Annotated in this window: 25 protein-coding genes; 12 read left to right on the top strand and 13 right to left on the bottom strand. The window is 66.2% G+C overall.

Annotated elements, in window-relative coordinates; translation table 11 throughout:
* Window positions 1-4 precede the first annotated feature (4 nt).
* Window positions 5-925, bottom strand: a complete 921-nt coding sequence (locus AC5Y42_RS20910; RefSeq protein WP_499900484.1) for an MBL fold metallo-hydrolase — start codon at window positions 923-925, stop codon at window positions 5-7.
* Window positions 925-1,683, bottom strand: coding sequence for a LamB/YcsF family protein (locus AC5Y42_RS20905; protein WP_499900483.1), 759 nt, complete (start codon window positions 1,681-1,683; stop codon window positions 925-927). The genes AC5Y42_RS20910 and AC5Y42_RS20905 overlap by 1 nt, the downstream gene beginning before the upstream one ends.
* A gap of 42 nt (window positions 1,684-1,725) precedes the next feature.
* Here AC5Y42_RS20905 and AC5Y42_RS20900 point away from each other — a divergent pair, with 42 nt between their 5' ends.
* The gene (locus AC5Y42_RS20900) at window positions 1,726-2,805 is read left to right on the top strand and encodes an Rv3575c family transcriptional regulator (RefSeq protein WP_499900482.1); all 1,080 of its coding nucleotides are present in this window, start codon (window positions 1,726-1,728) and stop codon (window positions 2,803-2,805) included.
* Here the strand turns inward: AC5Y42_RS20900 and kstR are convergent.
* Window positions 2,802-3,407: a cholesterol catabolism transcriptional regulator KstR gene (gene kstR / locus AC5Y42_RS20895; protein WP_499900519.1), complete on the bottom strand. Its 606-nt coding sequence runs from the start codon at window positions 3,405-3,407 to the stop codon at window positions 2,802-2,804. The genes AC5Y42_RS20900 and kstR overlap by 4 nt on opposite strands.
* 264 nt (window positions 3,408-3,671) lie before the next feature.
* On the opposite strand from kstR, the gene AC5Y42_RS20890 reads away from it, so the two are divergent.
* A complete protein-coding gene (locus tag AC5Y42_RS20890; protein ID WP_499900481.1) occupies window positions 3,672-5,789 on the top strand; it encodes an acyl-CoA dehydrogenase family protein in 2,118 nt (705 codons plus the stop codon).
* A 75-nt stretch (window positions 5,790-5,864) separates the two neighbouring features.
* Here AC5Y42_RS20890 and AC5Y42_RS20885 read toward each other — a convergent pair whose 3' ends face one another.
* Both AC5Y42_RS20885 and AC5Y42_RS20880 read right to left on the bottom strand, forming a co-directional pair.
* Entirely contained in the window at window positions 5,865-6,392 is a 528-nt protein-coding gene (locus tag AC5Y42_RS20885) for a hypothetical protein (protein ID WP_499900480.1), read from the bottom strand.
* Window positions 6,393-6,414: 22 nt separating this feature from the next.
* Window positions 6,415-7,482, bottom strand: coding sequence for a 2Fe-2S iron-sulfur cluster-binding protein (locus AC5Y42_RS20880; RefSeq protein WP_499900479.1), 1,068 nt, complete (start codon window positions 7,480-7,482; stop codon window positions 6,415-6,417).
* Between the two features lie 143 nt (window positions 7,483-7,625).
* Between AC5Y42_RS20880 and hsaA the strand changes: the two genes are divergently transcribed.
* The 4 genes from hsaA to hsaB are packed head-to-tail and all read left to right on the top strand — an operon-like array spanning window position 7,626 to window position 11,150.
* On the top strand, window positions 7,626-8,810 hold the full coding sequence (hsaA, locus tag AC5Y42_RS20875) for a 3-hydroxy-9,10-secoandrosta-1,3,5(10)-triene-9,17-dione monooxygenase oxygenase subunit (RefSeq protein ID WP_499900478.1): 1,185 nt from the start codon (window positions 7,626-7,628) through the stop codon (window positions 8,808-8,810).
* A complete protein-coding gene (hsaD, locus tag AC5Y42_RS20870) occupies window positions 8,807-9,679 on the top strand; it encodes a 4,5:9,10-diseco-3-hydroxy-5,9,17-trioxoandrosta-1(10),2-diene-4-oate hydrolase (protein ID WP_499900477.1) in 873 nt (290 codons plus the stop codon). Before hsaA ends, hsaD begins: the two co-directional genes overlap by 4 nt.
* The gene (gene hsaC / locus AC5Y42_RS20865; protein ID WP_499900476.1) at window positions 9,679-10,584 is read left to right on the top strand and encodes an iron-dependent extradiol dioxygenase HsaC; all 906 of its coding nucleotides are present in this window, start codon (window positions 9,679-9,681) and stop codon (window positions 10,582-10,584) included. The genes hsaD and hsaC overlap by 1 nt, the downstream gene beginning before the upstream one ends.
* Window positions 10,584-11,150 (top strand): 3-hydroxy-9,10-secoandrosta-1,3,5(10)-triene-9,17-dione monooxygenase reductase subunit, encoded by a 567-nt coding sequence (hsaB, locus tag AC5Y42_RS20860; protein ID WP_499900475.1) that lies wholly within the window; start codon window positions 10,584-10,586, stop codon window positions 11,148-11,150. Before hsaC ends, hsaB begins: the two co-directional genes overlap by 1 nt.
* A gap of 50 nt (window positions 11,151-11,200) precedes the next feature.
* Here the strand turns inward: hsaB and AC5Y42_RS20855 are convergent, their stop codons facing one another.
* From AC5Y42_RS20855 to fadD3, 7 genes are read right to left on the bottom strand one after another with little or no spacing between them, the layout of a single operon-like run.
* Window positions 11,201-11,644: a YybH family protein gene (locus tag AC5Y42_RS20855; protein ID WP_499900474.1), complete on the bottom strand. Its 444-nt coding sequence runs from the start codon at window positions 11,642-11,644 to the stop codon at window positions 11,201-11,203.
* Window positions 11,641-12,915: a hypothetical protein gene (locus tag AC5Y42_RS20850; RefSeq protein ID WP_499900518.1), complete on the bottom strand. Its 1,275-nt coding sequence runs from the start codon at window positions 12,913-12,915 to the stop codon at window positions 11,641-11,643. Before AC5Y42_RS20850 ends, AC5Y42_RS20855 begins: the two co-directional genes overlap by 4 nt.
* Window positions 12,912-14,075, bottom strand: coding sequence for a pyridoxal phosphate-dependent aminotransferase (locus AC5Y42_RS20845; RefSeq protein ID WP_499900473.1), 1,164 nt, complete (start codon window positions 14,073-14,075; stop codon window positions 12,912-12,914). Before AC5Y42_RS20845 ends, AC5Y42_RS20850 begins: the two co-directional genes overlap by 4 nt.
* Window positions 14,076-14,084: 9 nt before the next feature.
* Window positions 14,085-15,026 (bottom strand): acyl-CoA dehydrogenase IpdE2, encoded by a 942-nt coding sequence (gene ipdE2 / locus AC5Y42_RS20840; RefSeq protein ID WP_499900517.1) that lies wholly within the window; start codon window positions 15,024-15,026, stop codon window positions 14,085-14,087.
* A 57-nt stretch (window positions 15,027-15,083) separates the two neighbouring features.
* Window positions 15,084-16,034, bottom strand: a complete 951-nt coding sequence (locus tag AC5Y42_RS20835) for an acyl-CoA dehydrogenase family protein (RefSeq protein ID WP_499900472.1) — start codon at window positions 16,032-16,034, stop codon at window positions 15,084-15,086.
* Window positions 16,031-17,164, bottom strand: a complete 1,134-nt coding sequence (locus tag AC5Y42_RS20830; RefSeq protein ID WP_499900471.1) for an acyl-CoA dehydrogenase family protein — start codon at window positions 17,162-17,164, stop codon at window positions 16,031-16,033. Before AC5Y42_RS20830 ends, AC5Y42_RS20835 begins: the two co-directional genes overlap by 4 nt.
* Window positions 17,165-18,685, bottom strand: a complete 1,521-nt coding sequence (fadD3, locus tag AC5Y42_RS20825) for a 3-((3aS,4S,7aS)-7a-methyl-1,5-dioxo-octahydro-1H-inden-4-yl)propanoate--CoA ligase FadD3 (protein ID WP_499900470.1) — start codon at window positions 18,683-18,685, stop codon at window positions 17,165-17,167.
* A gap of 85 nt (window positions 18,686-18,770) precedes the next feature.
* Here fadD3 and ipdE1 point away from each other — a divergent pair, with 85 nt between their 5' ends.
* Genes ipdE1 through fadA6 form a run of 4 tightly spaced genes read left to right on the top strand, consistent with a single transcriptional unit; the run spans window position 18,771 to window position 22,447 of the window.
* A complete protein-coding gene (gene ipdE1 / locus AC5Y42_RS20820; RefSeq protein ID WP_499900469.1) occupies window positions 18,771-19,931 on the top strand; it encodes an acyl-CoA dehydrogenase IpdE1 in 1,161 nt (386 codons plus the stop codon).
* Window positions 19,928-20,716, top strand: coding sequence for a (5R,7aS)-5-hydroxy-7a-methyl-1-oxo-2,3,5,6,7,7a-hexahydro-1H-indene-carboxyl-CoA reductase (ipdF, locus tag AC5Y42_RS20815; RefSeq protein WP_499900468.1), 789 nt, complete (start codon window positions 19,928-19,930; stop codon window positions 20,714-20,716). Before ipdE1 ends, ipdF begins: the two co-directional genes overlap by 4 nt.
* The gene (gene kstR2 / locus AC5Y42_RS20810) at window positions 20,713-21,297 is read left to right on the top strand and encodes a TetR family transcriptional regulator KstR2 (RefSeq protein ID WP_499900467.1); all 585 of its coding nucleotides are present in this window, start codon (window positions 20,713-20,715) and stop codon (window positions 21,295-21,297) included. Before ipdF ends, kstR2 begins: the two co-directional genes overlap by 4 nt.
* Before the next feature lies 1 nt (window position 21,298).
* Window positions 21,299-22,447 carry a steroid 3-ketoacyl-CoA thiolase FadA6 gene (gene fadA6 / locus AC5Y42_RS20805; protein WP_499900466.1) on the top strand — a complete coding sequence of 383 codons (1,149 nt, stop codon included), beginning with the start codon at window positions 21,299-21,301 and terminating at the stop codon, window positions 22,445-22,447.
* An 89-nt stretch (window positions 22,448-22,536) separates the two neighbouring features.
* Here the strand turns inward: fadA6 and AC5Y42_RS20800 are convergent, their stop codons facing one another.
* Window positions 22,537-23,145, bottom strand: a complete 609-nt coding sequence (locus AC5Y42_RS20800) for a TetR/AcrR family transcriptional regulator (protein ID WP_499900465.1) — start codon at window positions 23,143-23,145, stop codon at window positions 22,537-22,539.
* Window positions 23,146-23,244: 99 nt separating this feature from the next.
* Between AC5Y42_RS20800 and AC5Y42_RS20795 the strand changes: the two genes are divergently transcribed.
* The gene (locus tag AC5Y42_RS20795; RefSeq protein ID WP_499900464.1) at window positions 23,245-23,775 is read left to right on the top strand and encodes an SRPBCC family protein; all 531 of its coding nucleotides are present in this window, start codon (window positions 23,245-23,247) and stop codon (window positions 23,773-23,775) included.
* Window positions 23,772-24,461 carry a DUF899 domain-containing protein gene (locus AC5Y42_RS20790; RefSeq protein WP_499900463.1) on the top strand — a complete coding sequence of 230 codons (690 nt, stop codon included), beginning with the start codon at window positions 23,772-23,774 and terminating at the stop codon, window positions 24,459-24,461. Before AC5Y42_RS20795 ends, AC5Y42_RS20790 begins: the two co-directional genes overlap by 4 nt.
* Window positions 24,462-24,500: the final 39 nt, after the last annotated feature.

The raw sequence follows: 24,500 nt of genomic DNA, 5'->3' as shown, positions 1-24,500 counted from the left end.
GACTTCAGGCCCAGGGATCTTCGCACTGCCAGGCGGTCGGCATATCCAGCGGGACATCGTCCGCCGCGGCCAGCCCGTCGAGGATGTGCATGGCAGCATCCAAGTCGTCAACCGCATACGGAAACGCCCGCAACGGCTTTGAGAGCGGGCGGAAGAAATCATCCCAATGGATCAGCACCACTCTGCGTGCGCCGACCGCGCGTACCGTTTCCGTCCAATAGTCGACGAGGTAGGTCTTTGGCTGTAAGCCGAGCTGACCGACGCCGAGGTAGACCACGTCGGCGCGCTGCCCGGCCAGGGCGCCTTTTACGAATCCGGCACTGCCCTGGACCAAGACTCGCCGACCCGAGGGGTGGTGTTGGATAAAAGTCGACCATGCCTCCCCGCAGCGAAAGGCCGACGCCTTCACCGGAGGAACCACCGGCGCGGTGATCGCGCCGGGAAACCGGTCCGGCGGGCAGTGGTGCGACTCGATGAGCGTGATCTCGAAGGGATCCAGCGCAATTGGCTTACCCGGTGTGGCCACCGTCAGGCGGACCTCGGCCAGGCCGTAGCCGCGGCCGATATTGGCCGCCGATTCGCCTCCGACCAGTTGCGCGCCGGTCCGGTCGGCCACCAGCGGAGAGTCCAAAGCATGATCGATATGCGTATGCACCGGTACCACGGCTGCCAGTCGGTCCACTTTGGCCCGGGCCAGGCATCCGTCCACGCGGGCCGGCGACGGCGAAACCTTGCGCAGCGCCACCCGCGACAGACTGGGCCGGGAGAAGTAGCCGTCGGTCATCAGCGCTGCAGAGCCGTCGTCGAACAGCAGCGTCGATACTCCCATCCACGTCACCGTCAGCGGCGCATCGGTTTTGGCGGGCGGGACGGTGAACCGGTTCGAATATCGCGCGATGTCGGGCCGGCCGGGGCGCAGTCGCATCAGCTGAACGCTTTCACGTCGATACCGTCCGCTGTCAACCGATCCCGCACTGCGGCGGCTATTTGCACCGCGTTCGGGGAATCGCCATGGACACAGACCGATTCGGCCTGCAGCGTGACCACTGTCCCGTCAACCGCGGTGACTTGTCCGGTGGTCACCATCGTTACCACCCGCTCGGCGATGACGCTCGGGTCGTGTAACACGGCGTCAGGTTCCCGTCGGGACACCAACTGGCCGTCCGGCCGGTAAGCGCGATCGGCGAATGCCTCCGGGACGGTACGCATCCCCCGTTGACCGGCCTCGTCGAAAAACACCGACTCCGCCAGGCCCAGTACCGGCAGGTCGGCGTCCACCATGCGCACCGCCTCGGCGACGGCGGCCGCCTGTACGCGGTTGGACATGATCGTGTTGTACAGCGCGCCATGGGGTTTGACGTACGACACCGACGAACCGGCGGCTCCTGCAAGCCCCTGTAGCGCGCCGATCTGATAGACGACGTCGGCGAGCAGGTCCTCGGGCGTCTCGTCGATGTAACGGCGGCCGAATCCGGCCAGGTCGCGGTAGCCGACCTGGGCGCCGATCCGCACGCCCCGCGCGGCAGCCGCCCGGCAGACCCGCAACAGCCCGGCCGGGTCACCGGCATGGAAACCGCAGGCCACGTTGGCGCTGGTAACGATACCGAGCATGGCGTCGTCGTCGCCGAGTCGCCAAACACCGAACCCCTCGCCCAAGTCGGCGTTGAGATCCACACAGGCCACGGTCGCTAGCTTAAGGCCGGGATCGTTGTACCGTCAGTGAGCATGTCCAGGAGTCCCACGCCGCGCCGGCGGGCGACCCTGGCGTCGGTGGCCGCTGACCTCAAGGTGTCGCGGACCACCGTCTCGAATGCCTACAACCGGCCGGACCAACTCTCTGCTGAGCTGCGTGAGCGGGTGCTCGCCGCGGCGCAGCGGCTGGGATATCCCGGACCGGACCCGGTGGCAAGGTCGTTGCGTACCCGCAAGGCCGGAGCGGTCGGTTTGGTGAGCACCGAACCGCTGACTTATTCCTTTCGTGACCCCGCAGCGCTGGATTTCGTTGCGGGACTGGCACAGTCGTGCGAAGAGCTGGGGCAGGGGCTGATGCTGGTGGCGGTCGGTCCGAGCCGGACGGTTGCCGAGGGGACGGCGTCGGTGCTCGCCGCCGGAGTCGACGGCTTCGTGGTGTACTCGGTGGCGGTGGACGACCCCTATCTGCAGGTCGCGTTGCAGCGGCGGCTGCCCGTCGTCGTGGTCGACCAGCCCAAGAACGTTGCCGGCGCATCCCAGGTGGGCATCGACGACCGAGCGGCGATGCGTCAACTTGCCGACCACGTGCTGAATCTGGGCCACCGCGAAATCGGTGTGCTGACGATGCGGCTGCACCGTGAGCGTCGCCAGGGCCTGGTCGGCGCCGACCGACTGCAGTCAGCGATGTTTCAGGTGCAGGGTGAACGCGTAACCGGGGTTCGCGAGGCAATGGCGGCGGCCGGATTGAACCCAGACGTGCTGACGGTGGTGGAAAGCTACGACCACACGCCGACGGCGGGCGGTATTGCCGCCGAGGTGGCATTGGCGGCCAACCCGCGGATCACCGCACTGATGTGTACCGCTGATGTGCTGGCGTTGTCGGCCATGGATTACCTGCGCGGGCGCGGCATCTACGTCCCCGGGCAGATGACCGTCACCGGCTTCGACGGCGTGCCGGAGGCGCGGCGGCGCGGACTGACCACGGTAGGCCAGCCGAGCCTGCAGAAAGGCCGTCGCGCCGGCGAACTGTTGCACCGCAACGGTATTCAGCCGGCCGTGGAGATACTGGACACCGAGCTGATCCGCGGCCGCACGGCCGGGCCGCCGAGCTAGGTGGTTTGCGGCTCTTGATCGCCGATCAGTAGCCGCACCGCCAGGTCCAGTCGTTTGCTCACGTCCGTTGCCGAGGCGCGCCGGGTGAGCCAGGCCAGCAGGTTGGACAGCCACACATCCGAGATGACCCGGGCAATGTGGTACTGATCTTCGGTCGGTTCGCCGTCGCTCATCGCGCGGGCGAACATGGAGTCGATGAGCTTCTCGACATGGTCGACTTCGCCGGCCGCCGAGGCGTCGGCGAACACGTACGCCCGGGTCATCGCCTCGGTCAGCAGCGGGTTGCGCTGCATGGCCCGGTTGAGTTTGCTGACCATGAAGTTCAGCCGCTGGAAAGGCGTCCCGCCGGTCAACGTTGACCGGTCGGTCTTGGCGTCGATGCGTTCGAATTCCCGGCCCAGCGCCGACACCAGCAGATGCACTTTGGACGGGAAATACCGGTACAGCGTGCCCACCGCCACGTCGGCGCGGTCAGCCACCGCCCGCATCTGAACTGCCTCGTAACCGCCCTTGGAGGCGATCGCCATCGTCGCGTCCAGGATGCGCTTGCGACGCTCCCGCTGCGCCTCGGACCCGAGCTCGGACTCGGCCAGTACCGCCACGTTCATGACCTCACGAGGCTGCGCGTCCGACGCGCGGCTCGAGCCGCTGTTCGCTGGCGACGACATCTGACGGGCAGCTCCTTCTTCGTGCGTTTCGCTGTCAAACGATACGCATGCCGAGCGCGAATTTCCCACCTCCGTGCGGCCGGGACACCGGGGTATCCTGCTGCGATGGCGTTCGACTTGACGGTCGATCGCTGGCACTATTAGAACACGTTCTAGTGTTGCTTAGCGCCCTTTGTTACGCCGAATTAGGAGCCGACCGTGCCAGCGACCACCACTGACGAACAGTTCGCGGCGCGTCAGTTGGTGCGCGATTGGGCCGGATCCGCCGTTGGGGCTAGTTCCAAGGCGGCGATCCGCGATATCGAGCAGGGCAAGCCCGAAGCCTGGCGGCCGGTTTTCGACGGCCTGGCCGGTCTGGGGCTGTTCGGGGTCGCGATTTCCGAGGACTGCGGTGGCGCCGGTGGCAGTACCGGTGACCTCTGCGCCATGGTCGACGAAGCCGCGAAAGCCCTGGTCCCGGGTCCGGTGGCGACTACCGCGCTGGCCACGCTGCTCGTCACCGATGCTGGGTTACTCGAGTCGTTGGCGTCGGGGGAGCGCACCGCGGGTGTCGCGCTGTCGGCCGATGTCCGGTTGGACAACGACCGGGCGTCGGGCAGCGCCGACTACGTGCTGGGCGCCGACCCGGCCGGTGTGCTGCTGGTGCCGGCCGCCGATGGCTGGCTGGTCATCGATGCCGCGGCCGACGGCGTCACGGTCGAATCGCTGGGTGCCACGGACTTCTCCCGGTCGCTGGCCCGCGTCACGCTGGACTCCGCGGCTGCGGCGATCCTTCCGACACCGGTACAGCGCGCCGAAGACCTCGCCGCCACCGTGCTGGCAGCCGAGGCCGCCGGCGTCGCGCGGTGGGCGCTGGACACCGCCACCGAGTACGCAAAGGTGCGCGAGCAATTCGGCAAGCCGATCGGCAGCTTTCAGGCGATCAAGCACCTATGCGCGGAAATGTTGCTGCGGGCCGAGCAGGCATCGATCGCCGCCGGTGATGCAGCGACGGCCGCCGCCACCGATGCCAGCGATCAGCAGCTGTCCATTGCCGCCGCGGTCGCCGCCGCGACGGGCATCGAGGCCGCCCAGGCCAACGTCAAGGACTGCATCCAGGTGCTCGGCGGCATCGGCATCACGTGGGAGCACGACGCGCATCTGTACCTGCGCCGCGCCTACGGGATCGGCCAGTTCCTCGGCGGCCGGGCACGCTGGCTACGTCGGGTGGCAACATTGACGCAGCAGGGCATTCGGCGCGAGCTGCACATCGACTTGGACTCGGTGGCGCACCTGCGCCCGGACATCAGCGCCGCGGTCGGGGAAGTCGCCGCGCTGCCAGTCGAGAAGCGCCGGCGGGCGCTGGCGGAGGCCGGACTGCAGGCACCGCACTGGCCGACGCCCTACGGGCGCAACGCTTCACCGGCCGAGCAGCTGCTGATCGATCAGGAGATGGCGGCGGCCGGGGTGGAGCGCCCAGACCTGGTGATCGGCTGGTGGGCTGCGCCGACCATTCTCGAACACGGCACACCGGAGCAGGTCGAGCGCTTCATTCCGGCCACCCTCAACGGTGAAATCCTATGGTGCCAACTGTTTTCCGAGCCGGGCGCCGGCTCGGACCTGGCGTCGCTGCGAACCAAGGCGGTCCGCGCCGACGGCGGCTGGCGGCTGACCGGGCAGAAGGTGTGGACATCGGCGGCGCACAAGGCGCAGTGGGGGGTGTGCCTGGCACGGACCGACCCCGAGGCGCCGAAACACAAGGGCATCACTTATTTCCTGGTCGAGATGTCTTCGCCCGGGGTCGACATCCGGCCGCTGCGCGAGATCACCGGCGACGACTTGTTCAACGAGGTTTTTCTGGAGGACGTGTTCGTTCCCGACGACATGGTGGTCGGAACGGTCAATGACGGCTGGCGGCTGGCCCGCACCACGCTGGCTAACGAGCGGGTGGCGATGGCGGCGGGCACCGCGCTGGACAATCCCATGGAAGAGGTACTGCGCACCGTCGCCACGCTTGATCTTGACGTGAGCGAGCAGGACCGGCTTGGCGCGCTGATTCTCTCGGCCCAGGTGGGTTCGCTGCTGGATCAGCGTATTGCGCAGTTGGCCGTGGGCGGTCAGGATCCCGGCGCGGAGTCGAGCGCCCGCAAGCTGATCGGGGTCCGCTACCGCCAGGAGCTGTCCGAATTCCGGATGGAGTTGTCCGACGGCCGGGGCGTGGTGGAGAACAAGACGGTGCACGACTTCCTCAACACCCGCTGTTTGACCATCGCCGGCGGCACCGAGCAAATCTTGCTGACCTTGGCCGCCGAGCGGCTATTGGGCCTGCCGCGCTAATCCGCCGACATTCGCCCAACGTCGACTTGTTGCGCTCGATTGACCGATTTCGCCCAACAACTCGACGCTCGGTGGTTAGAACGTGGTCTGCGCGCAGGTGCTGGGCGACGTCAGGTTGACTCCCGGATACACCACCTGGATGTGCGTGCAGACGATGACGTTGGAGTCCGTCTTGGGCTGCCCGGTGCGCCAGTCGGTCGAGTCGATCCGGCCGCTGGTCTGGTACTTCTCCGGCGGGCCGTCACCCGTGTAGATGTCGGTGATCACGTCGGTCCCGCCTTGTTTCATCACCCGCTCGGATTGGCCGTTAGCGTGCACGTCCAGGTAGACCAGCCGGTTCGACGACCGGATCTCGGTGCTCTGCCGGGCCCACAGTCCCGACGGGAATCCGGCCGCCCCGTCCGGGGTGCGGAGGTTGGCGCCGACGGTGAAGTCGCAGCTGCCGGTGCCGGGGTGACAATCGAGGGTGTTGTGGGTTTCCAGTTGGGTGCCCTCGTCGATCGGCATGAGCGTGGTGGCCGTGTTGCTTGCCGCCGACGACGGCGGTGCCGTCACCAAAGCCAGTGCAACGCCCGTCGCTGCCGCCACCAGATGTTTGCTCATGTGCAGAACCTAACGCCCGCGATCACTCGTCGTAGGTGACTTCGACCGAATCGGTCTCTGGCCGGGACTGACAGGCCAAGATCAGCCCCTCGTCGAGGTCCTGCTGCTCCAGGACGTCGTTGACCTCCATGTTCACCTTGCCCTTGCGCAGGCTGCACGCACACGCACCGCAGTGGCCCTCCCGGCAGGAGAACGGTGCGTCGAGGCCGGCGTCCAACAACACGTCGAGCAGCTTGGCGCCGCGCGGCCACGACACGGTGTGCGTTTCACCGTCGAGCTCGACGACGGCGGTGGCCGGCGGCTCGTCGCCGTCATCCTCGACTTTCACCGCGACGAACGGATCGGAGTCCAGCGACTTGAACACCTCGAGATGCACTTGGCCGCCGGGCACGTCCAAAGACTGCAGCGCCTCGCGGGCGGCCTGCATGAACGGGCCAGGTCCGCAGATGAACGCCTGCCGGTCGGTGTAGGGCGCAGCCAGCTGCGCCAGCGCCGCCGTGGTGGGCAGCCCTTGCAGCGATTCCAGCCAGTGCACGACGGTCAGCCGGTCGGGGTATTTCGCGGCCAGCTCTCGCAGCGCATCGCCGAAGATCACCGAGCGGTCGTCGCGGTTGGCGTAGAACAGCACCACCTGCCCGCTGCCTTCGGACAGCGCCGACTTGCAGATCGACATGATCGGGGTGATCCCGCTGCCGGCGGCCAGCAGCAGGAAGTCGGCGTCGAGCGTCTTGGGCACGAAGTTGCCCGACGGAGCCAGCACATGGATCCGCATCCCGGCGTGAGCGTGGTCGCACAGCCAGTTCGACGCGTAGCCGTCCTTGTCGCGCTTGACGGTCACGGTGAGCGCTTCGTCGGTGAACGGCGAGCTACACAGCGAGTAGCAGCGTGCCACCGACCCGGTGCGCTCGCTGGGGATCCGCAGCGTCAGGAACTGGCCGGGCGCGTAGCGCAGCCGGTCGGCGGGGATATCGTCGGGTGCTGCGAACACCAGCGATCGCGCATCGTCGGTCTCCGCGACGACGGCAGCGATCTGCAGTTCGAGGACGTGGCTGCCGAGCGGCTCGTCGGGAACGGTGTCCGTCGTCGTCACCCCGCCCTCCTTTCATCGCAACTAGAACAGGTTACAGAAACCTGGCTAGGTATTGCTACCAGCCGCAGGAATACCCTGCTCGACACAAATCGGAACGTGTTCTAGTCTCTGTTGTAAGTCAGCACTCCCAGGAGGCATCAGCAGTGACGTCCATTCAACAGCGTGACGCGCAGTCGGTCCTAGCCGGCATCGACGACCTGCTTCCGCAGCTGCGGGAGCGGGCCCAGGCGACCGAGGATCTGCGCCGGTTGCCCGAGGAGACCGTCAAGGCGCTCGACGACGTCGGCTTCTTCACGCTGCTGCAACCCGAGCAGTGGGGCGGGCTGCAGTGCGACCCGGCGTTGTTCTACGAGGCGGCGCGGCGGCTGGCCAGCGCGTGCGGCTCGACCGGTTGGGTGGGCTCGATCATCGGCGTGCACAACTGGCATCTGGCGCTGTTCGACCAGAAAGCCCAGGAGGAGGTCTGGGGCGAGGACCCGACTGTGCGGATCTCGTCCTCCTACGCTCCGATGGGGGCGGGCACCGTGGTCGACGGCGGCTATCTGGTCAGCGGCTCGTGGAACTGGTCGTCGGGCTGTGACCACGCCACCTGGGCCTTCCTGGGTGGCCCGGTCATCAAAGACGGCCGGCCCGTCGACTTCGGCAGCTTTTTGATCCCCCGCTCCGACTACGAGATCAACGACGTCTGGCACGTGGTCGGCCTGCGCGGCACCGGCAGCAACACCGTCGTCGCCAAGGACGTGTTCGTGCCGCGGCACCGGTTCCTGTCCTACAAGTCGATGAATGACGGCAGTGCCGGCGGCTACCAGACCAACACCGCACCGGTGTACAAGATGCCTTGGGGCACAGTGCATCCCACCACGATCTCGGCTCCCATCGTCGGCATGGCCTACGGGGCCTACGACGCGCACGTCGAGCACCAGGGCAAGCGGGTACGTGCGGCGTTCGCCGGCGAGAAGGCCAAAGACGATCCGTTCGCCAAAGTGCGTATCGCCGAGGCTGCCAGCGACATCGACGCGGCGTGGCGACAGTTGATCGGCAACGTCAGCGACGAGTACGCGTGTTTGGTCGCCGGCAAGGAGATCCCGTTCGAGTTGCGTGCCCGTGCCCGTCGCGACCAGGTACGCGCCACCGGCCGGGCGATCGGCTCGATCGACCGGCTGTTCGAGGCCTCGGGCGCCACTGCGCTGGCCAATGACGCTCCGGTCCAACGCTTCTGGCGTGACGCGCACGCCGGGCGGGTGCATGCGGCCAACGACCCCGAGCGCGCATACGTCATCTTCGGAAACCACGAATTCGGGCTGCCCCCCGGCGACACGATGGTATGACCGCGACCCAAGAGTTGACGTTCGAATCCACGTCGCGTTTCGTCGAGGTCGACGTCGACGGACCGCTGAAACTGCACTACCACGAGGCCGGTGTGGGCAATCCGCAGACGGTGGTGCTGCTGCACGGCGGCGGTCCGGGCGCGTCGAGCTGGACCAACTGGTCGCGCAACATCACGGTGCTCGCCGAGCGGTTTCACATCCTGGCCGTCGATCAGCCCGGTTACGGTCATTCCGACAAACGGCCAGAGCATGGGCAGTTCAACCGGTATGCGGCCAGGGCCCTCAAGGGCCTCTTCGACCAGCTCGGCCTGGAGCGCGTTCCGCTGGTGGGAAATTCGCTGGGCGGTGGCACCGCGGTCCGGTTCGCACTGGACTACCCGGACCGGGCCGGCCGACTGGTGCTGATGGGTCCGGGCGGGCTGAGCGTCAACCTGTTCGCACCGGATCCCACCGAGGGCGTGAAACGGCTGTCGAAGTTCTCGATGGCGCCGACGCGAGAAAACCTCGAGTCATTCCTGCGGGTGATGGTCTACAACCAGAAGCTGATCACCGACGAGCTGATCGACCAGCGGTTCGAGCTGGCGAGCACGCCGGAGTCGCTGGCGGCCACCCAGGCGATGGGGAAGTCGTTCTCCTCGGGTGACTTCGAGCTGGGCATGATGTGGCGTGAGGCCTACCGGTTGCGCCAGCCGGTGCTGCTGATCTGGGGGCGTGAGGACCGGGTCAACCCGCTGGACGGGGCGCTGGTCGCGGTGAAGACGATTCCGCGTGTGCAACTGCACGTCTTCGGGCAGTGTGGGCACTGGGCACAGGTGGAGAAGTTCGACGAGTTCAACAAGCTGACGGTTGATTTCCTGGGAGGTGCGTGATGAGCATCCGCTCTTTGGGTTATATGCGCATCGAGGCCACCGACATGGCCGCTTGGCGTGAATACGGGCTCAAGGTGCTCGGCATGGTCGAGGGCAACGGCGCTGTCGAAGGTGCGCTGTACCTGCGAATGGACGATTTCCCGGCGCGGTTGGTGATCGTTCCCGGTGAGCATGACCGGCTCTCGGTGGCCGGCTGGGAATGCGCGAATGCCGAAGGTCTGCAGGAAATCCGGGGTCGGCTCGACGTCGAGGGCACTCCGTACAAAGAAGCCACCGCCGCCGAATTGGCGGATCGACGTGTCGACGAGATGATCCAATTCCAGGACCCGTCGGGTAACTGCCTGGAGGTCTTCCACGGCGCCGCGCTGGAGCACCGCCGGGTGGTCAGCCCGTACGGGCACAAGTTCGTCACCGGTGAGCAGGGACTGGGCCATGTGGTGCTCTCCACCCGCGACGACGCCGAGGCGCTGCACTTCTACCGCGACGTGCTCGGTTTCAAACTGCGCGACTCCATGCGGATGCCGCCGCAATTGGTCGGCCGCCCCGCCGACGGAGCACCGGCATGGCTGCGGTTCTTCGGCTGCAATCCGCGCCACCACAGCCTGGCTTTCCTGCCCCTGCCCACGCCGAGCGGCATCGTCCACCTGATGGTGGAGGTAGAAAACGCCGACGACGTGGGGCTGTGCCTGGACCGCGCGCTGCGCCGCAAGGTGCCGATGTCGGCCACGCTCGGTCGGCACGTCAACGACCTGATGCTGTCGTTCTACATGAAGACGCCGGGCGGATTCGACGTCGAATTCGGTTGCGAGGGCAGGCAAGTCGACGACCACGACTGGATCGCCCGGGAGAGTACCGCCGTCAGCCTGTGGGGTCATGACTTCACGGTCGGCGCTCGCGGGCAGTAATGACTGCTGCGCCGATTGACCCGCGCGCCTTCCGACAGGCGCTGGGTCAGTTCTGCACCGGGATCACCATCATCACCACCGTGCACGACGACGTCCCGGTCGGGTTCGCCTGCCAGTCGTTCGCGGCGCTGTCCTTGGAGCCGCCGTTGGTGCTGTTCTGCCCAACCAAGGTGTCGCGCTCCTGGCAGGCCATCGAGACCAGCGGGAAGTTCTGCGTCAATGTCCTGACCGAATCCCAGAAGGACGTCTGCGCGCGATTCGGGTCCAAAGAGCCGGACAAGTTCGCCGGGATCGACTGGAGCCCATCAGAGTTGGGTTCGCCCATCATCGACGGCTCACTGGCCTACATCGATTGTGCGGTCGCGTCGGTGCACGACGGCGGCGACCATTTCGTGGTGTTCGGCGCGGTCCAGTCGCTCTCCGAAGTGCCCAAGATCAAACCCAGGCCGCTGCTGTTCTACCGCGGCGACTACACCGGCATCGAACCGGACAAGACCACACCGGCCCAGTGGCGCGACGACCTCGAGGCCTTCCTGACGACCACCACCCAGGACACCTGGCTGTAGGCGCGGGGTCGCGCACTCACGCGCACAGGCTGTCGACGCTCATTGTGGTATCAGCGCTCGTAGGTGGTTTCGGTGTTGGCGTCCTGAAACATTTCCGACACGATGAGCCAGGATCCATCGCCTTGGCGCTGCAGGGCCCGCAACGAGAAATTGTCCCGGTCCAAGGTCCCGCCGCCCACCAGACCCTGTCCCCGGATTTTCAGATGCGCAGACACCAGCACTACTTCTGCTGTCAACACACGGAACGTCGTCTCCGGTGCATCGACAAGCTCACCCCGGTTGAAGTTTTCATCCTGAAACAGGCCGCTCAGGTAGTCGACGATGTCGTCGCGTCCCCGTTTGACTGTGCCGAAGGCGTTGACCCAGTCGGCGTCGTCGGAGTACACGGCGCGCAGCGCGTCGGCATCGCGATCGTCGAACGCCCGCAGCAATGTCAGAAGCGTCTTGCCGATCGCCTGCTGGTCGTGCTGCGCCAGGTCCGAGAAGTCGGTCATGTTTTGTGATCGTAGGCCGACTGGTGCCCGTGCCAGCGAGCCTGGTGGTCGGCGTGGGTCTGCAGGTAGGCGCCCGGCCGAAAGAACTCGTCGTAGAAGTCGGTGTCCAGATGTTGCGCCTGCAGATACATCAACACGTGCACTGTCGGCACGGTGCCGGGCAGCTTGCCGAAGGTGTCATAGATGTGGGACGCCTCAACCGTGACGATTTCCTGGATGCCCTCGGGCGGTAATGCGGACGCGCGCACCTTCGGAGAATCCGACCACGGCCCTGGCGTATCGGAGTCGAAAGGGCCGCCCGGGCCGAACTTCCGCGCGACGAGCTTCTCGACGCCCGCCGCTACCGACGGGACATGCGGTGGGCTGAGGGTCTCGAAGTGTCCGGGTAGCCCGGTGACATTCGGGAATGGCCACCGCTGGTCGTCGTCGGCGGCAAAGCCCAACCCGTCGAGCACCGACAACCGATTCAGTCCGTCGTAGATCCAGCCGCCAAGTCCCATCGCCTGCAGGGCCAGCATCCCGTTGTTGGCGGCGATGGCGAGTTCCGCGCTGGCCTCGGTGAGCGTGTACTGCTCGACGAATGACAGCGGGACCGGGTCGTCGGCGTGTCCGAGTGATGAAAACTGTTCGATGGCAGAGATTGTGCGCCCCGTGATGTCGTCGAAAATCGGGTAGCCGTTGGCGGCGAAGAACCACAGGTTTTCCATCAAGTGTTCGGCGAGGTCGGCCACCGGGAACGCCAGCAGACTGCCCGGATGGTTACCGATCCAGATGTTGTGGCCTTCCATGTGCGGTTCCATCCGCGGCAGTTCGAGGCGCATGGCTGAAATCCGCACGTAGGACGCCGCGGTGTGGCTGATCCATTCCTCGATGCTGTGGAACTCGCGTGGCGGCTTGTCGCGGGTCGGCAACAGATAGCTGCCGGTGTCGTCGGTGAAGAACAGTTGGCTGGTGTGGAAGCCTGCCGCCGACGGGAAAGTGCGACCGGTCGCGCTGCCCGAATAGTTCGGTAGCGATGGCGCGTAGCCGGGGTGGTGGGTAATGCCGCTGTGCCAGCCGGTGACCCCGGCGGTCATGGAAACCACCAGCGCCCGTTCGACTTCGGATAGCGGTTGCACCGGTCGGCTACTGGTGAAAGCCAATGCGCCGGCGGGGATCCGGCCGCCGGCCGGGAATCGCCGTGACCGTCGTCCAGTGACGGCGGCAAACAGCGGGAACTGCGACGCCTCGGCCAGCGCGGCCCGCTCGTGCTCGGAAATGACGAGGCTCACCGCCGCAGCCACGGCTCGATGCGGCTCAGCGCCTCTTCGATATCCGACGCGGGCCCGGCGAACGACAGCCGGACGAATGAGCCGCCCGCTGCGGTGTCGAAGTCGATGCCAGGTGCGATCGCTACGCCGGTGTCCGCCAAGAGCTTCGAGCAGAACTTCATCGAGTCGGTGGTGAAGTCCGAGACATCGGCATAAACGTAGAACGCACCATCGGTGGGTGCCAATCGATCGATCCCGATGTCGCGCAGGCCGTCGAGTAACCGCCTGCGGTTGACCGCGTACTGGTGCAGATGGCCATCGGCCTCGGCGGCGGATTCCGGGCTGAACGCGGCGACGGCGGCGTACTGCGAAAGCACCGGCGGGCAAATGGTGAAGTTGCCGGTGAGGCGGTCCACTGCCCGGCGCAACTCGGTCGGTACCAGCAGCCAGCCCAGCCGCCAGCCCGTCATCGCGAAGTACTTGGAAAAGCTGTTGACCACCAACGCATTCCGTGATGTCTGCCAAGCGCAGCTGGTCTGCGGTGCGCCCTCGTAGACCAGCCCGTGGTAAACCTCATCGCTGATCAGCCGGACCCCCGAGGCGTCGCACCACGATGCAATCGCCGCCAACTCGGCCGGCGGGATGACTGTCCCGGTCGGGTTGGCCGGGCTTGCCACTATCACGCCGGCCAGCGGCGGATCGATCTCGACGAGCATCTGCGCGGTGGGCTGGAATCGGGTATCCGGTCCGCACGGGATCTCGACGACCTCGCATCCGAGCGCCGCGAGAATGTTGCGGTAGCAGGGGTAGCCAGGGCTGCTGACCGCCACCCGATCGCCGACGTCGAAGCAGGCCAGAAAGGTGAGCAGAAACCCTCCCGACGACCCGGTCGTCACCACCACGTCGTCGGCGTCGACTTCCAGTCCGTGCCGGCTCAAGTACGCGGCCGCGATCGCCGCGCGCAGCTCCGGAATACCGAGCGCCACCGTGTAGCCCAACTGGTTGTGGTGTAGCGCCTCGGCCGCGGCGGCGCGCACCGGCTCGGGGGCTCCGGCACTCGGCTGCCCCGCCGACAGGTTGACCAAATCGCCATGGGTGCGTTGCCGCTCGGCGGCCGCCAGCCACACGTCCATCACGTAAAACGGCGGGACGCCGGCGCGCAGCGCGACGCGATCGGTCATGCGCCCAGGTTAGAGCACCTGCGACTCGAGTCGCCGCAAGTGCTCGCGAGGCGCACCGAGCAACTGCGAACTGCCATGCGCGCGTTTGAAGTACAGCTGCATGTCGTGCTCCCACGTGATCGCGATACCGCCATGCAGCTGAACGCCTTCGGCGGCCACCGCGCTGAACGCCTCGCTTGCCGCGATGCGGGCCAGTGTGGCCGTTGTTGTCGACGGCTCGGCCACCGCGTCGTTGACGACCGCGCGGGCCGATTGCACTGCGACGTACAGGTCGGCCATCCGGTGCTTGAGCGCCTGAAAGCTGCCGATCGGCCGGCCGAACTGCACTCGCTCCTTGGTGTAGTCGACGGTCAGGTCCAGGCAGCGCGCTGCGGCACCGATCTGATCGACGGCCAGCAGGATGGCCGCGGTGTCGGCGATGCCGGGGTCGGCGCCCAGTGGTGTGCTGCTCTGCGCCTCGACGCGGGCAAGCCGACGGGTGGGATCCATCGCGGCGACCGGCTCGGCGGTGAACTCGGTCCACCGGGTGAGCTTGCCGTCCGCGGCGCTGACCACGACGTCGGCGATATCACCGTTGACCACATAATCGGGATCGAATACCACCGCCCCGATTGCGGCGCCCTCGGCCAGTTGCTCCAAGGTTTCGGCGTCCGGCTCGTCGGCTGCGAGCAGCGCCAGTTCAGCCAGTGTGGTTCCCAGCAACGGAGTGGGCACCAAACCCTTGCCGAGCTCCTCCAGGACGACGGCAGCGTCAGCCAAACCGCCACCGGCACCGCCGCATTCCTCGGGCACCAGCAGCGCCGCCGCGCCGACTTGCTCGCACAGCAGCTGCCACAGCGTCTCGTCGTAGCCGCGGTCCGATTCCATCGCCGCGCGCACCGCCTCGGGCGAGGCGTGCTTGCTCACCAGCGCGGCGACGGTCTCGCGCAGCAGTTCCCGTTCGTCAGTCATCATTGCGCCGCTCCTCCTCATCGCGCTGCGCGTTCTGCATCGTCGCCGGCGCGCATCTCACAAAGCCTCCAGTACCCGTCGGCGATGCGCAGCGGGGGCACCCCACGCGGGCCGCAGCGCCTGCACCCGCAGTAGCCACAACGACAAATCGTGTTCGGCGGTGAAGCCGATGGCGCCGTGGGTCTGCAGTGCGGCGCGGGCCGCCAGCAGGGCGGCGTCGGATGACGCGGCCTTGGCGGCGCTGACATCGCGGGCGGTGTCCGGGGAGTCGGTGGCCAGCGACAGCGCGGCACCGTAAACGAGTGGCCGGGCCAGCTCGACAGCGATGTGCGCGTCGGCCAGCTTGTGTTTGATCGCTTGGTAGGAGCCGATCGCCCGGCCGAACTGGGCGCGTTGCTTGGCGTAGTCGACCGCCGCGTCCAGTAGGGCCTGCCCGGCGCCGACCAGCTGGGCGGCGGTAGCCAGTGCGCCGAATTCGTAGGCACGCGCGACGTCGCCGTCCCATGCCGTGCCGGTGGCGGTGACGTCGAACAGGCGACGGCTGGGGTCGACACACTCGTGGCACTGCCCGGCTTCGGCCGCGCTCACCCGGTTGTCTGCCAGCAACACCAGCCCGGCGGCATCGGCGTCCACGGCGCGCGGCACCTGTGGCGGCAGGGCGACCGTGGCGATCAGCTCTCCGGCCGCCAGCGCTGTGCAGCGCTCGTCGTCACCCAGCAGAAGCGGCGCTACCGCAATGGATTCGGTGACCGGACCGGGCACGCACCAGCGTCCGAGCCGTTCCAGCGCGACGACCAGGTCGACCGGTTGCGCGTCGAGACCGTCGAACCGTTCGGGCACCAGCAACGCCGTGACACCCAGGTCGGCCAACTGTGTCCACACTTTGCGGCCCGGCGCAGTGTCGCCGGCGGCCCAGGCGCGGACAGCACCTGGCACGTCGGCCGCCGCAAGCGCGGCATCGATGCTGGCCGCAAAGTCGCGCTGCTGCGCGTCGAGGTCGAATCTCATTTGGCTTTCTCCCGGGGCAGGCCCAGCAGCCGCTCGGCGATAATGTTGCGCTGAATCTCGTTGGTGCCTGCGTAGATCGGGCCGCCCAACGCGAACAATAACCCGTCGGTCCACGGGTCGGCGAGTTCGCCGTCGGTGCCGCGGATGTCCAGCGCAGTCTGGTGGATTGCGACGTCCAAATCAGACCAGAACACCTTGGTCACCGACGATTCGGCGCCGAGTTCGCCGCCCTCGGTCAATCGGGTCACGGTACCGAAGGTGTGCAGTCGATACGCTTGCGCCTTGATCCACGCGTCGGCCACCTGATCGCCGAAAGCGCTGTCGCCCTGGTTCTTCCACAGCTGCGCCAGCCGCTCGGCGGCGGCCAGGAAACGCGCCGGACTGCGCAGCGACATGCCGCGTTCGTTGCTCGACGTGCTCATCGCGGCCCGCCAGCCGTCGTGCACGGTGCCGATCACGTCGACGTCCGGCACGAAGACGTCGTCGAGGAAGATCTCACCGAAGCCGGTGTCGCCGCCGAGTTGGGCGATCGGGCGCACGGTGATCCCGTCGGCCTTCAAGTCGAACATGAAATAGGTCAGGCCGCGGTGGCGCTCGGCTTGGGGATCAGAACGGAAAAGTCCGAACCCCTTCTCGCCGAACGGTGCCCGGGAACTCCAGATCTTCTGACCGTTGAGCAGCCAGCCGCCGTCCGTCTTGGTAGCGGTTGATCTCAACGACGCCAGGTCGCTGCCGGATTCGGGCTCCGACCAGGCTTGCGCCCAGATCTCCTCGCCGCTGGCCATCTTGGGCAGTATGCGGTCCAGCTGTTCCTCGGTGCCGTGCGCGAACAATGTGGGTGCGAGCATCGAGGTGCCGTTGGCGCTGGCGCGCCCGGGAGCACCGGCCCGGAAATACTCTTCTTCGAAGATCACCCACTGCAACAGCGTCGCGTCCCGCCCGCCGTAGCGCTGCGGCCAGCTGATCACCGACAGGCCGGCATCGAAAAGTAACTTGTCCCAACGCCGATGCTGCTCAAAGCCCTCGGCCGTATCGTACGACTTGGTCGGGAATGACGCTTTGTTCGCGGCCAGGAACTCGCGCACCTCATGCTGGAACTTCAGCGTTGCATCGTCGAAATCAAGGTCCATCTACGACATCTCTCGCAATAGCGGTTTGACCACCTTGCCGCCGGGATTGCGGGGCAGCGTGTCGACAAACCTCACCGAACGGGGGGCTTTGAAATTCGCCAGATGTTCACGGGTGTGGGCGATCACCGCCTGCTCGTCGAGACCGTATCCTGCTCGCGTCACCAGGAACGCGCGACCGACCTCGCCGAGCCGTTCATCGGGGACGCCGATAACCGCGGCGTCGAGCACGCCGTCCAGCCGGGCCAGCACCTGCTCGACCTCCGCGGGATAGACGTTGAACCCGCCGCAGATGTACATGTCCTTGAGCCGGTCGGTGATCTGCAAATTCCCTGCGGCATCGAGCTTTCCGATGTCGCCGGTGTGCAGCCAGCCCTCAGCGTCCACCGTCGTCGCCGTGGCCTCGAAATCGTCGAGGTAGCCGAGCATCACGTTGGGTCCGCGTAGCAACACCTCACCCTGTTCACCGATGCGGAGCTCGAAGCCGGCGATCGGGCGACCACAGGTCGTGGCTACGGTAACGGCGTCGTCGTCGGCGCGGCACATGGTGCCGAACCCGTTGGATTCGGTCAGACCGTAGGCGGTCAGCACGATGTCGATGTCCAACTCGGTCTGCATCCGCTCGATCAGCACCACCGGCACCGTCGCTGCGCCGGTGACCGCGAACCGCAACGAGCTCAGGTCATAGCTGCCGCGGCGCGGATGATCCAGCAGCGTCTGGTAGATGGTCGGCGGGCCGGGCAGCACGGTGATCCGGTGGTCGGCCACGGCCTGCATCGCCCGCTCCGGGTCGAAAGTCAGCTGCGGATATAGCGTGGCGCCGGTTTGCAGGCAGGCCAAAATGCCTGCCTTGTAGCCGAAGTTGTGGAAGAACGGGTTGATGCACAGGTAGCGATCGTCGGTGGTGATCTTGCCGCAGGCCGCCCACGCCGCCGACCCGGCCAGCGATTGCCGATGGGCGCACAACACGCCTTTGCTGCGACCGGTGGTGCCGGACGTGAACAGAACGTCGGAAACGTCGTCGGGGCGCACCGCGGCGGCCCGGGCGTCGGCGACAGCCAGGTCGGTGCCGCGCGCGACGAATTCGTCCCAGGTGCCGTCGTCCGCCTCTATCGGCACCCGCACGATATGACGCAACGCAGGCAGGGCCTCGCGGCGCAGATCGGCCACCTTGTCCGCGCCGAGGAACTCACCCATTGCTACCAGCAGCGGAGCTTCGGTCCGGGCCAGGATGTCGGTGGCCTCGGCCGCGGTGTAGCGGGTATTCAGCGGCACCACGGTGCCGCCGGCGTAGTGGGTGGCCAGGCAGCCGACCACCCAGTGCCAGGTGTTCGGCGACCAAATCGCTACCCGATCCCCGGCGCCGAGGCCTAGGTTGACCATCGCCGCCGCGGCTTGGCGCACCTCGTCGCGCAACTCGCCGAAGGTGAGGCTGCGGTCCGGGGTGACCAGGGCAGCATGCTCGGGTAGGTCGCGAGCGATGCGATCCAACACCGCAGGAATGGTCTGCGGATCGCTCGACATCGACGCTCCTCTAACTTCGCCCCACGCCGGCCGGAAATCACCCAGGGGCTAACAAAGCAAGTGCTTGGTAGGTTAGCCTACAGGGGTGCAGGACGTCGAGGAGTTCCGGGCCGAGGTCCGCGACTGGCTGGCCGCGAACCTGACCGGTGAGTTCGCCGCGCTCAAGGGGCTCGGCGGTCCGGGCCGCGAGCATGAGGCCTTCGAGGAGCGACGTGCCTGGAACCGGCATTTGGCGGCGGCGGGGCTGACCTGCCTGGGATGGCCGGTCGAACAGGGCGGGCGCGGTCTGTCCGTCGCCCACCGGGTGGCGTTCTACGAGGAGTACGCGATCGCCAACGCGCCCGCCAAGGTCAACCACTTCGGTGAGGAACTGCTGGGGCCGACGTTGATCGAGTTCGGCACCCCCGAGCAACAACAGCGGTTTTTACCCAAGATCCTCGATGTCACCGAACTGTGGTGCCAGGGCTACTCCGAGCCGGGAGCCGGTAGCGATTTGGCCAACGTGTCCACCACCGCGGTGCTCGACGGCGACGAGTGGGTGATCAACGGCCAGAAGGTGTGGACGTCGCTGGCGCATTGGGCGCAGTGGTGCTTCGTCATCGCGCGCACCGAAAAGGGCTCCAAGCGCCATGCCGGATTATCTTATCTGCTGGTGCCTCTCGACCAGGCCGGGGTGCAGATCCGCCCGATCGTCCAGCTCACCGGTGACTCGGAATTCAACGAGGTCTTCTTCGACGACGCCCGCACCGACGCCGGTCTGGTGGTCGGCCCGTCCGGCGACGGCTGGCGGGTCGCGATGGGAACGCTGACATTTGAGCGAGGCGTTTCGACGCTCGGGCAGCAAATCGTCTACGCGCGCGAACTCGACGGCGTCGTCGAGCTGGCCAAGCGCACCGGTGCCGCCGACGATCCGCTGATCCGGGAACGACTGACCCGGTCCTGGGCCGGCCTGCGGGCGATGCGCAGCTATGCCCTGGCCACCATGGACGCCGAGGGAGGCGGCCGGGCCGCCGGAAAAGATAACGTGTCGAAGCTGTTGTGGGCCAACTGGCATCGGGAGCTGGGCGAGATCGCGATGGACGTGCGGGGCAAGGCGGGCATGGCGCTGACCGACGGTGACTTCGACGAATGGCAGCGCCTGTACTTGTTCACCCGGGCCGACACCATCTACGGCGGCTCCAATGAAATCCAGCGCAACATCATCGCCGAGCGGGTGCTCGGCCTGCCCCGGGAGATCAAGGGATGACGCTTGCCAGCGCACCGAAAGAGATTGACGGACACGGCCTTTTAACCGGCAAGGTCGTGGTCGTCACAGCCGCCGCGGGCACCGGCATCGGATCGGCGACTGCGCGGCGTGCGCTGCTGGAGGGGGCCGACGTCGTCGTCTCCGACCACCATGAACGACGACTGGGCGAGACCGCCGGCGAACTGTCGGCACTGGGACTGGGTCGCGTCGAGCACGTGCTCTGCGATGTCACCTCCACCGCGCAAATCGACGCGCTGATCGCTTCTGCCACCGCACGGTTAGGCCGGGTCGACGTCCTGGTCAACAACGCCGGCTTGGGTGGTCAAACCCCGGTGGCCGACATGACCGACGAGGAATGGGACCGCGTGCTCGACGTCACGCTGACATCGGTGTTCCGCGCCACCCGTGCCGCGCTGCGTTATTTCCGCGATGCCGGCCACGGTGGTGCGATCGTCAACAACGCCAGCGTTCTGGGCTGGCGCGCCCAGCACTCCCAATCGCACTATGCCGCAGCAAAAGCCGGAGTGATGGCGCTGACCCGCTGCGCCGCCGTCGAGGCCGTCGAATACGGCGTGCGGATCAACGCGGTGTCGCCCAGTATCGCCCGGCACAAATTTCTCGACAAGACCACCTCGACCGAACTACTCGACCAGTTGTCGGCCGGCGAAGCGTTCGGCCGCGCGGCCGAGCCGTGGGAGGTGGCCGCCACAATCGCGTTCTTGGCCAGCGACTACTCCAGTTATCTGACCGGAGAAGTGATTTCGGTATCGAGCCAACACCCATGACCCGGCGTGAAGAACTCCTGGAGCTCGCCGCGACGATGATGGCCGAGCGCGGCCTGCGCGCGACGACCGTCCGCGATATCGCCGACGGCGCAGGCATCCTGTCCGGCAGCCTGTATCACCACTTCTCCTCGAAAGAGGAGATGGTCGATGAAGTGCTGCGTGGCTTTCTGGACTGGCTGTTTGACCGCTACCAGGAAATCATCGACACCGAACCCAATCCGTTGGAGCGGCTCAAGGGCCTGTTCATGGCGTCGTTCGACGCGATCGAACATCGTCACGCGCAAGTCGTCATCTACCAGGACGAGGCCAAACGGCTCACGTCGCAGGCCCGGTTCTCCTACGTCGAAGACCTCAACAAGCGGCAGCGCAAGATGTGGGTCGACGTGCTGCACCAGGGGATCGAAGAGCGCTACTTGCGCCCCGACCTCGACGTCGACCTGGTCTACCGTTTCATCCGCGACACCACCTGGGTCTCGGTGCGCTGGTATCAGCCTGGCGGACCGCTCACCGCTCAGCAGGTGGGCCAGCAATACCTCGCGATAGTTCTGGGCGGAATCACCGCAAATAGAGAAGGAGTCTGAAATGGCTGACGCGTACATCATCGACGCTGTGCGGACCGCGGTCGGCAAGCGAAACGGCTCACTTGCCGGTGTGCACCCGATCGATTTGGGAGTAGCCGCATTTCACGGGCTGTTCGACCGCGTCGACGTCGACCCCGCGGCCGTCGACGACGTCGTCGTGGGCTGTGTGGACGCCCTGGGCGGGCAGGCCGGAAACATCGGCCGCAACGCCTGGCTGGCGGCCGGGTACCCCGAAGAGGTTCCAGGCGTCACCGTCGACCGGCAGTGTGGATCCAGTCAGCAGGCGATTTCTTTTGGCGCGCAAGCGATCATGTCCGGCACCGCGGATGTGATCCTGGCCGGTGGCATGCAGAATATGAGCCAGATCCCGATCGCGTCGGCAATGGTGGTCGGCAAGGAGTTCGGATTCACCTCTCCCACGAGTGAGTCGAAGAACTGGCTGCACCGCTATGGGGACCAGGAAATCTCGCAGTTCCGCGGCGCGGAGTTGATCGCCGAGAAGTGGAACCTTTCCCGCGAGGAAATGGAGCAGTTTGCGCTGAGCAGCCACCAGCGTGCGCTGGCGGCGATCCATGGCGGGCACTTCGACAACGAGATCGTCGAGGTCGACGGGTTCCGGATCGACGAGGGCCCGCGCGAGACGTCGCTGGAGAAGATGGCTTCACTGAAGACCCTGTCCGAGGGAGGCCGGTTGACCGCAGCGGTGGCCAGCCAGATCTCCGACGGCGCCAGCGCGGTGCTGTTGGCGTCCGAGCAAGCCGTCAAGGATCACAAGCTCACGGCGCGGGCCCGCATCCACCACATCAGCGCCCGTGGGGCCGACCCGGTGTTCATGCTGACCGGCCCCATTCCGGCGACCCGCTATGCGCTGGAGAAGACGGGGCTGTCGATCGAGGACATCGACGTGGTCGAGATCAACGAGGCGTTTGCACCCGTCGTTTTGGCATGGCTCAAGGAGATCAAGGCCGATCCGGAGAAGGTGAACCCCAACGGCGGTGCGATCGCGCTAGGTCATCCGCTCGGTGCTACCGGGGCCAAGCTGTTCGCCACCATGCTCAACGAGTTGGAGCGCACCGGCGGCCGCTACGGCTTGCAGACGATGTGCGAGGGCGGCGGCACCGCCAACGTCACGATCATCGAACGGTTGTAGCCGCGTTTTGCGCGAGCGTGCGTGTCCCCGGGCGACACGCCGGGGCGTGTCGCGGGAACACGCACGCTCGCGGCATTAAAGGCGAGCCGTCACCGTGACAAGCCGGCAATAATGTCGTCGACCGTGCGCCTCGCCAGCGCGTTGACCTCACGGCGATTCGCCCGCTTTAGCGGTCCGCGGAGGACCAGTTCGGCGAATCCGTGCACCGCCGACCAGCAGGGCCACTCGGCGTCGATACGTCGTTGGGCGGTCAGCACGCCCGCCTTTGCCATGGCGTCAAGGGCGTCAACCAGCGCGAGATACGGTGGGGCAATATCGGTTTCGTTCTGATTGTCGGTTAGGTCGGCGCCGAAGAAAGCCGTCGAAAACCACCCCGGCTCGTCAAGCGCAAACCTGATGTAGCCCAGCCCGACCGCTCGCAGCCGGTCACCTGCCTGCAGTTCGTTAGAACCGCGTCGGTGCATCGAGGTGTGCATCTGCGTCGCCATCCGGTGCTGGATGGCGGTGGCAACCGCCCGTAGCAATGCTTCACGATCGGCGAAGTGACGGTATGCGGCGTTAGGCGAAACCCCTACCCGCCGAGTCGCTTCCCGGATGGTCAGTGCGTCCGGCCCGCCGGACCGAGTGAGTTCGAGGCCCGCGTCGATCAATGCGTCCTGCAGATCCCCATGGTGATAAGCGGTCTTCAAGTCGGCCAACTCTTGACCCTCCTCAGGCTCAAGTGTACGGTGTGAACATTACATCAAATGTGGACGGTGTGAACATCTAGAACACCGCCAATAGCATTAGGAGCTACCATGACCGACGATGTAGTCAGTGAGGTCGTCACCATCGATGCGTCGGCCGCGACCGTGTTTCGCGTCCTCGCCGACCCGACAGCGCATGCAGCCATCGACGGAACCGGCTGGGTCCGCGAATCACTCGACGGGCGGCAACTGCTTGACGTGGGTCAGATCTTCCGGATGGCGATGTATCACGACAACCACCCGGTGCGAACCTACGAGATGGCCAATCAAGTGGTCGCATACGAGCCTCCGCGCGCCATCGCGTGGAAACCAGGACAAGACATCGCCGGCGACGGCAATATCGAATTCGGCGGATGGATCTGGCGATACGACGTGACACCGTTGGGTCCGTCCGAGACGCAGGTCGTGTTGACCTACGACTGGTCGGCGGTGCCGGCCACGCTACGTGAGCACATCCAATTTCCGCCGTTCCCCCTCGATCACCTGAAGAACTCGTTACACAATCTCGGCGAGCTCGCCGCCAATGCTGCGGCGGCTTCCGCTGCGTCCCAGAGCATTAATGATGAAGGGAGACCGTCGTGATATCCGCAGCCTTACCGCCCGTGGTCGACCAGGAAACCTGGCAGCGTGAACTAAATGCTTTGCGCGCTCGGGAGAAGGCAGCCACCCGGGAGCTCGACGCAATCGCCGCGCAGAGACGACGCCTGCCGATGACCGAGATGCCGGACTACGTGCTGGCAGGGGAGAACGGACCGGCTCGGCTAGTCGATATATTCGAAGACAAGCAGCAGCTGATCGTGTACAACCACATGTGGTTCCCGGGTGAGGAATGGCAGTGTCCCGGCTGCACCGGGTTCACCTCGCAGTTCACCCGCCTGGAATTCCTGGATAACTACGACGCACGGTTCGTCATCGTCACGCAGGGACCTATCGCCGAAGCGCTTGCGTACAAGCGGCGGGTAAATAACCGGATGACGTGGTACTCGACTGCCAATAGCTCGTTCGGAGCCGACGTCGGAGCTCCACCGGCCGGCGGGTTCGCAGTCAATGTCTTTCTGCGCGACGGGGATCGGGTGTATCGCACCTGGCATACCAATGGGCGCGGGACCGAGCAGCTTAGTCACTCGTTCGCATTGATCGACCTATTGCCCTACGGGCGCCAGGAAGAGTGGCAGGATTCACCAGACGGCTGGCCCCAGCGTCCGACTTACAGCGGGTGGGCGAGTTCGGAGGAAATCGCGCGAACCTACGGTGCCGAACGGATCTGACCCGTCGGCCGCGAGCGTGCGCAATCCCGCGCCAATCAT

Source organism: Mycobacterium sp. NGS48 (assembly GCF_059812585.1).
Note: the sequence above shows the minus strand (reverse complement) of the source record. Positions and strands in the feature narration are given on the sequence as shown.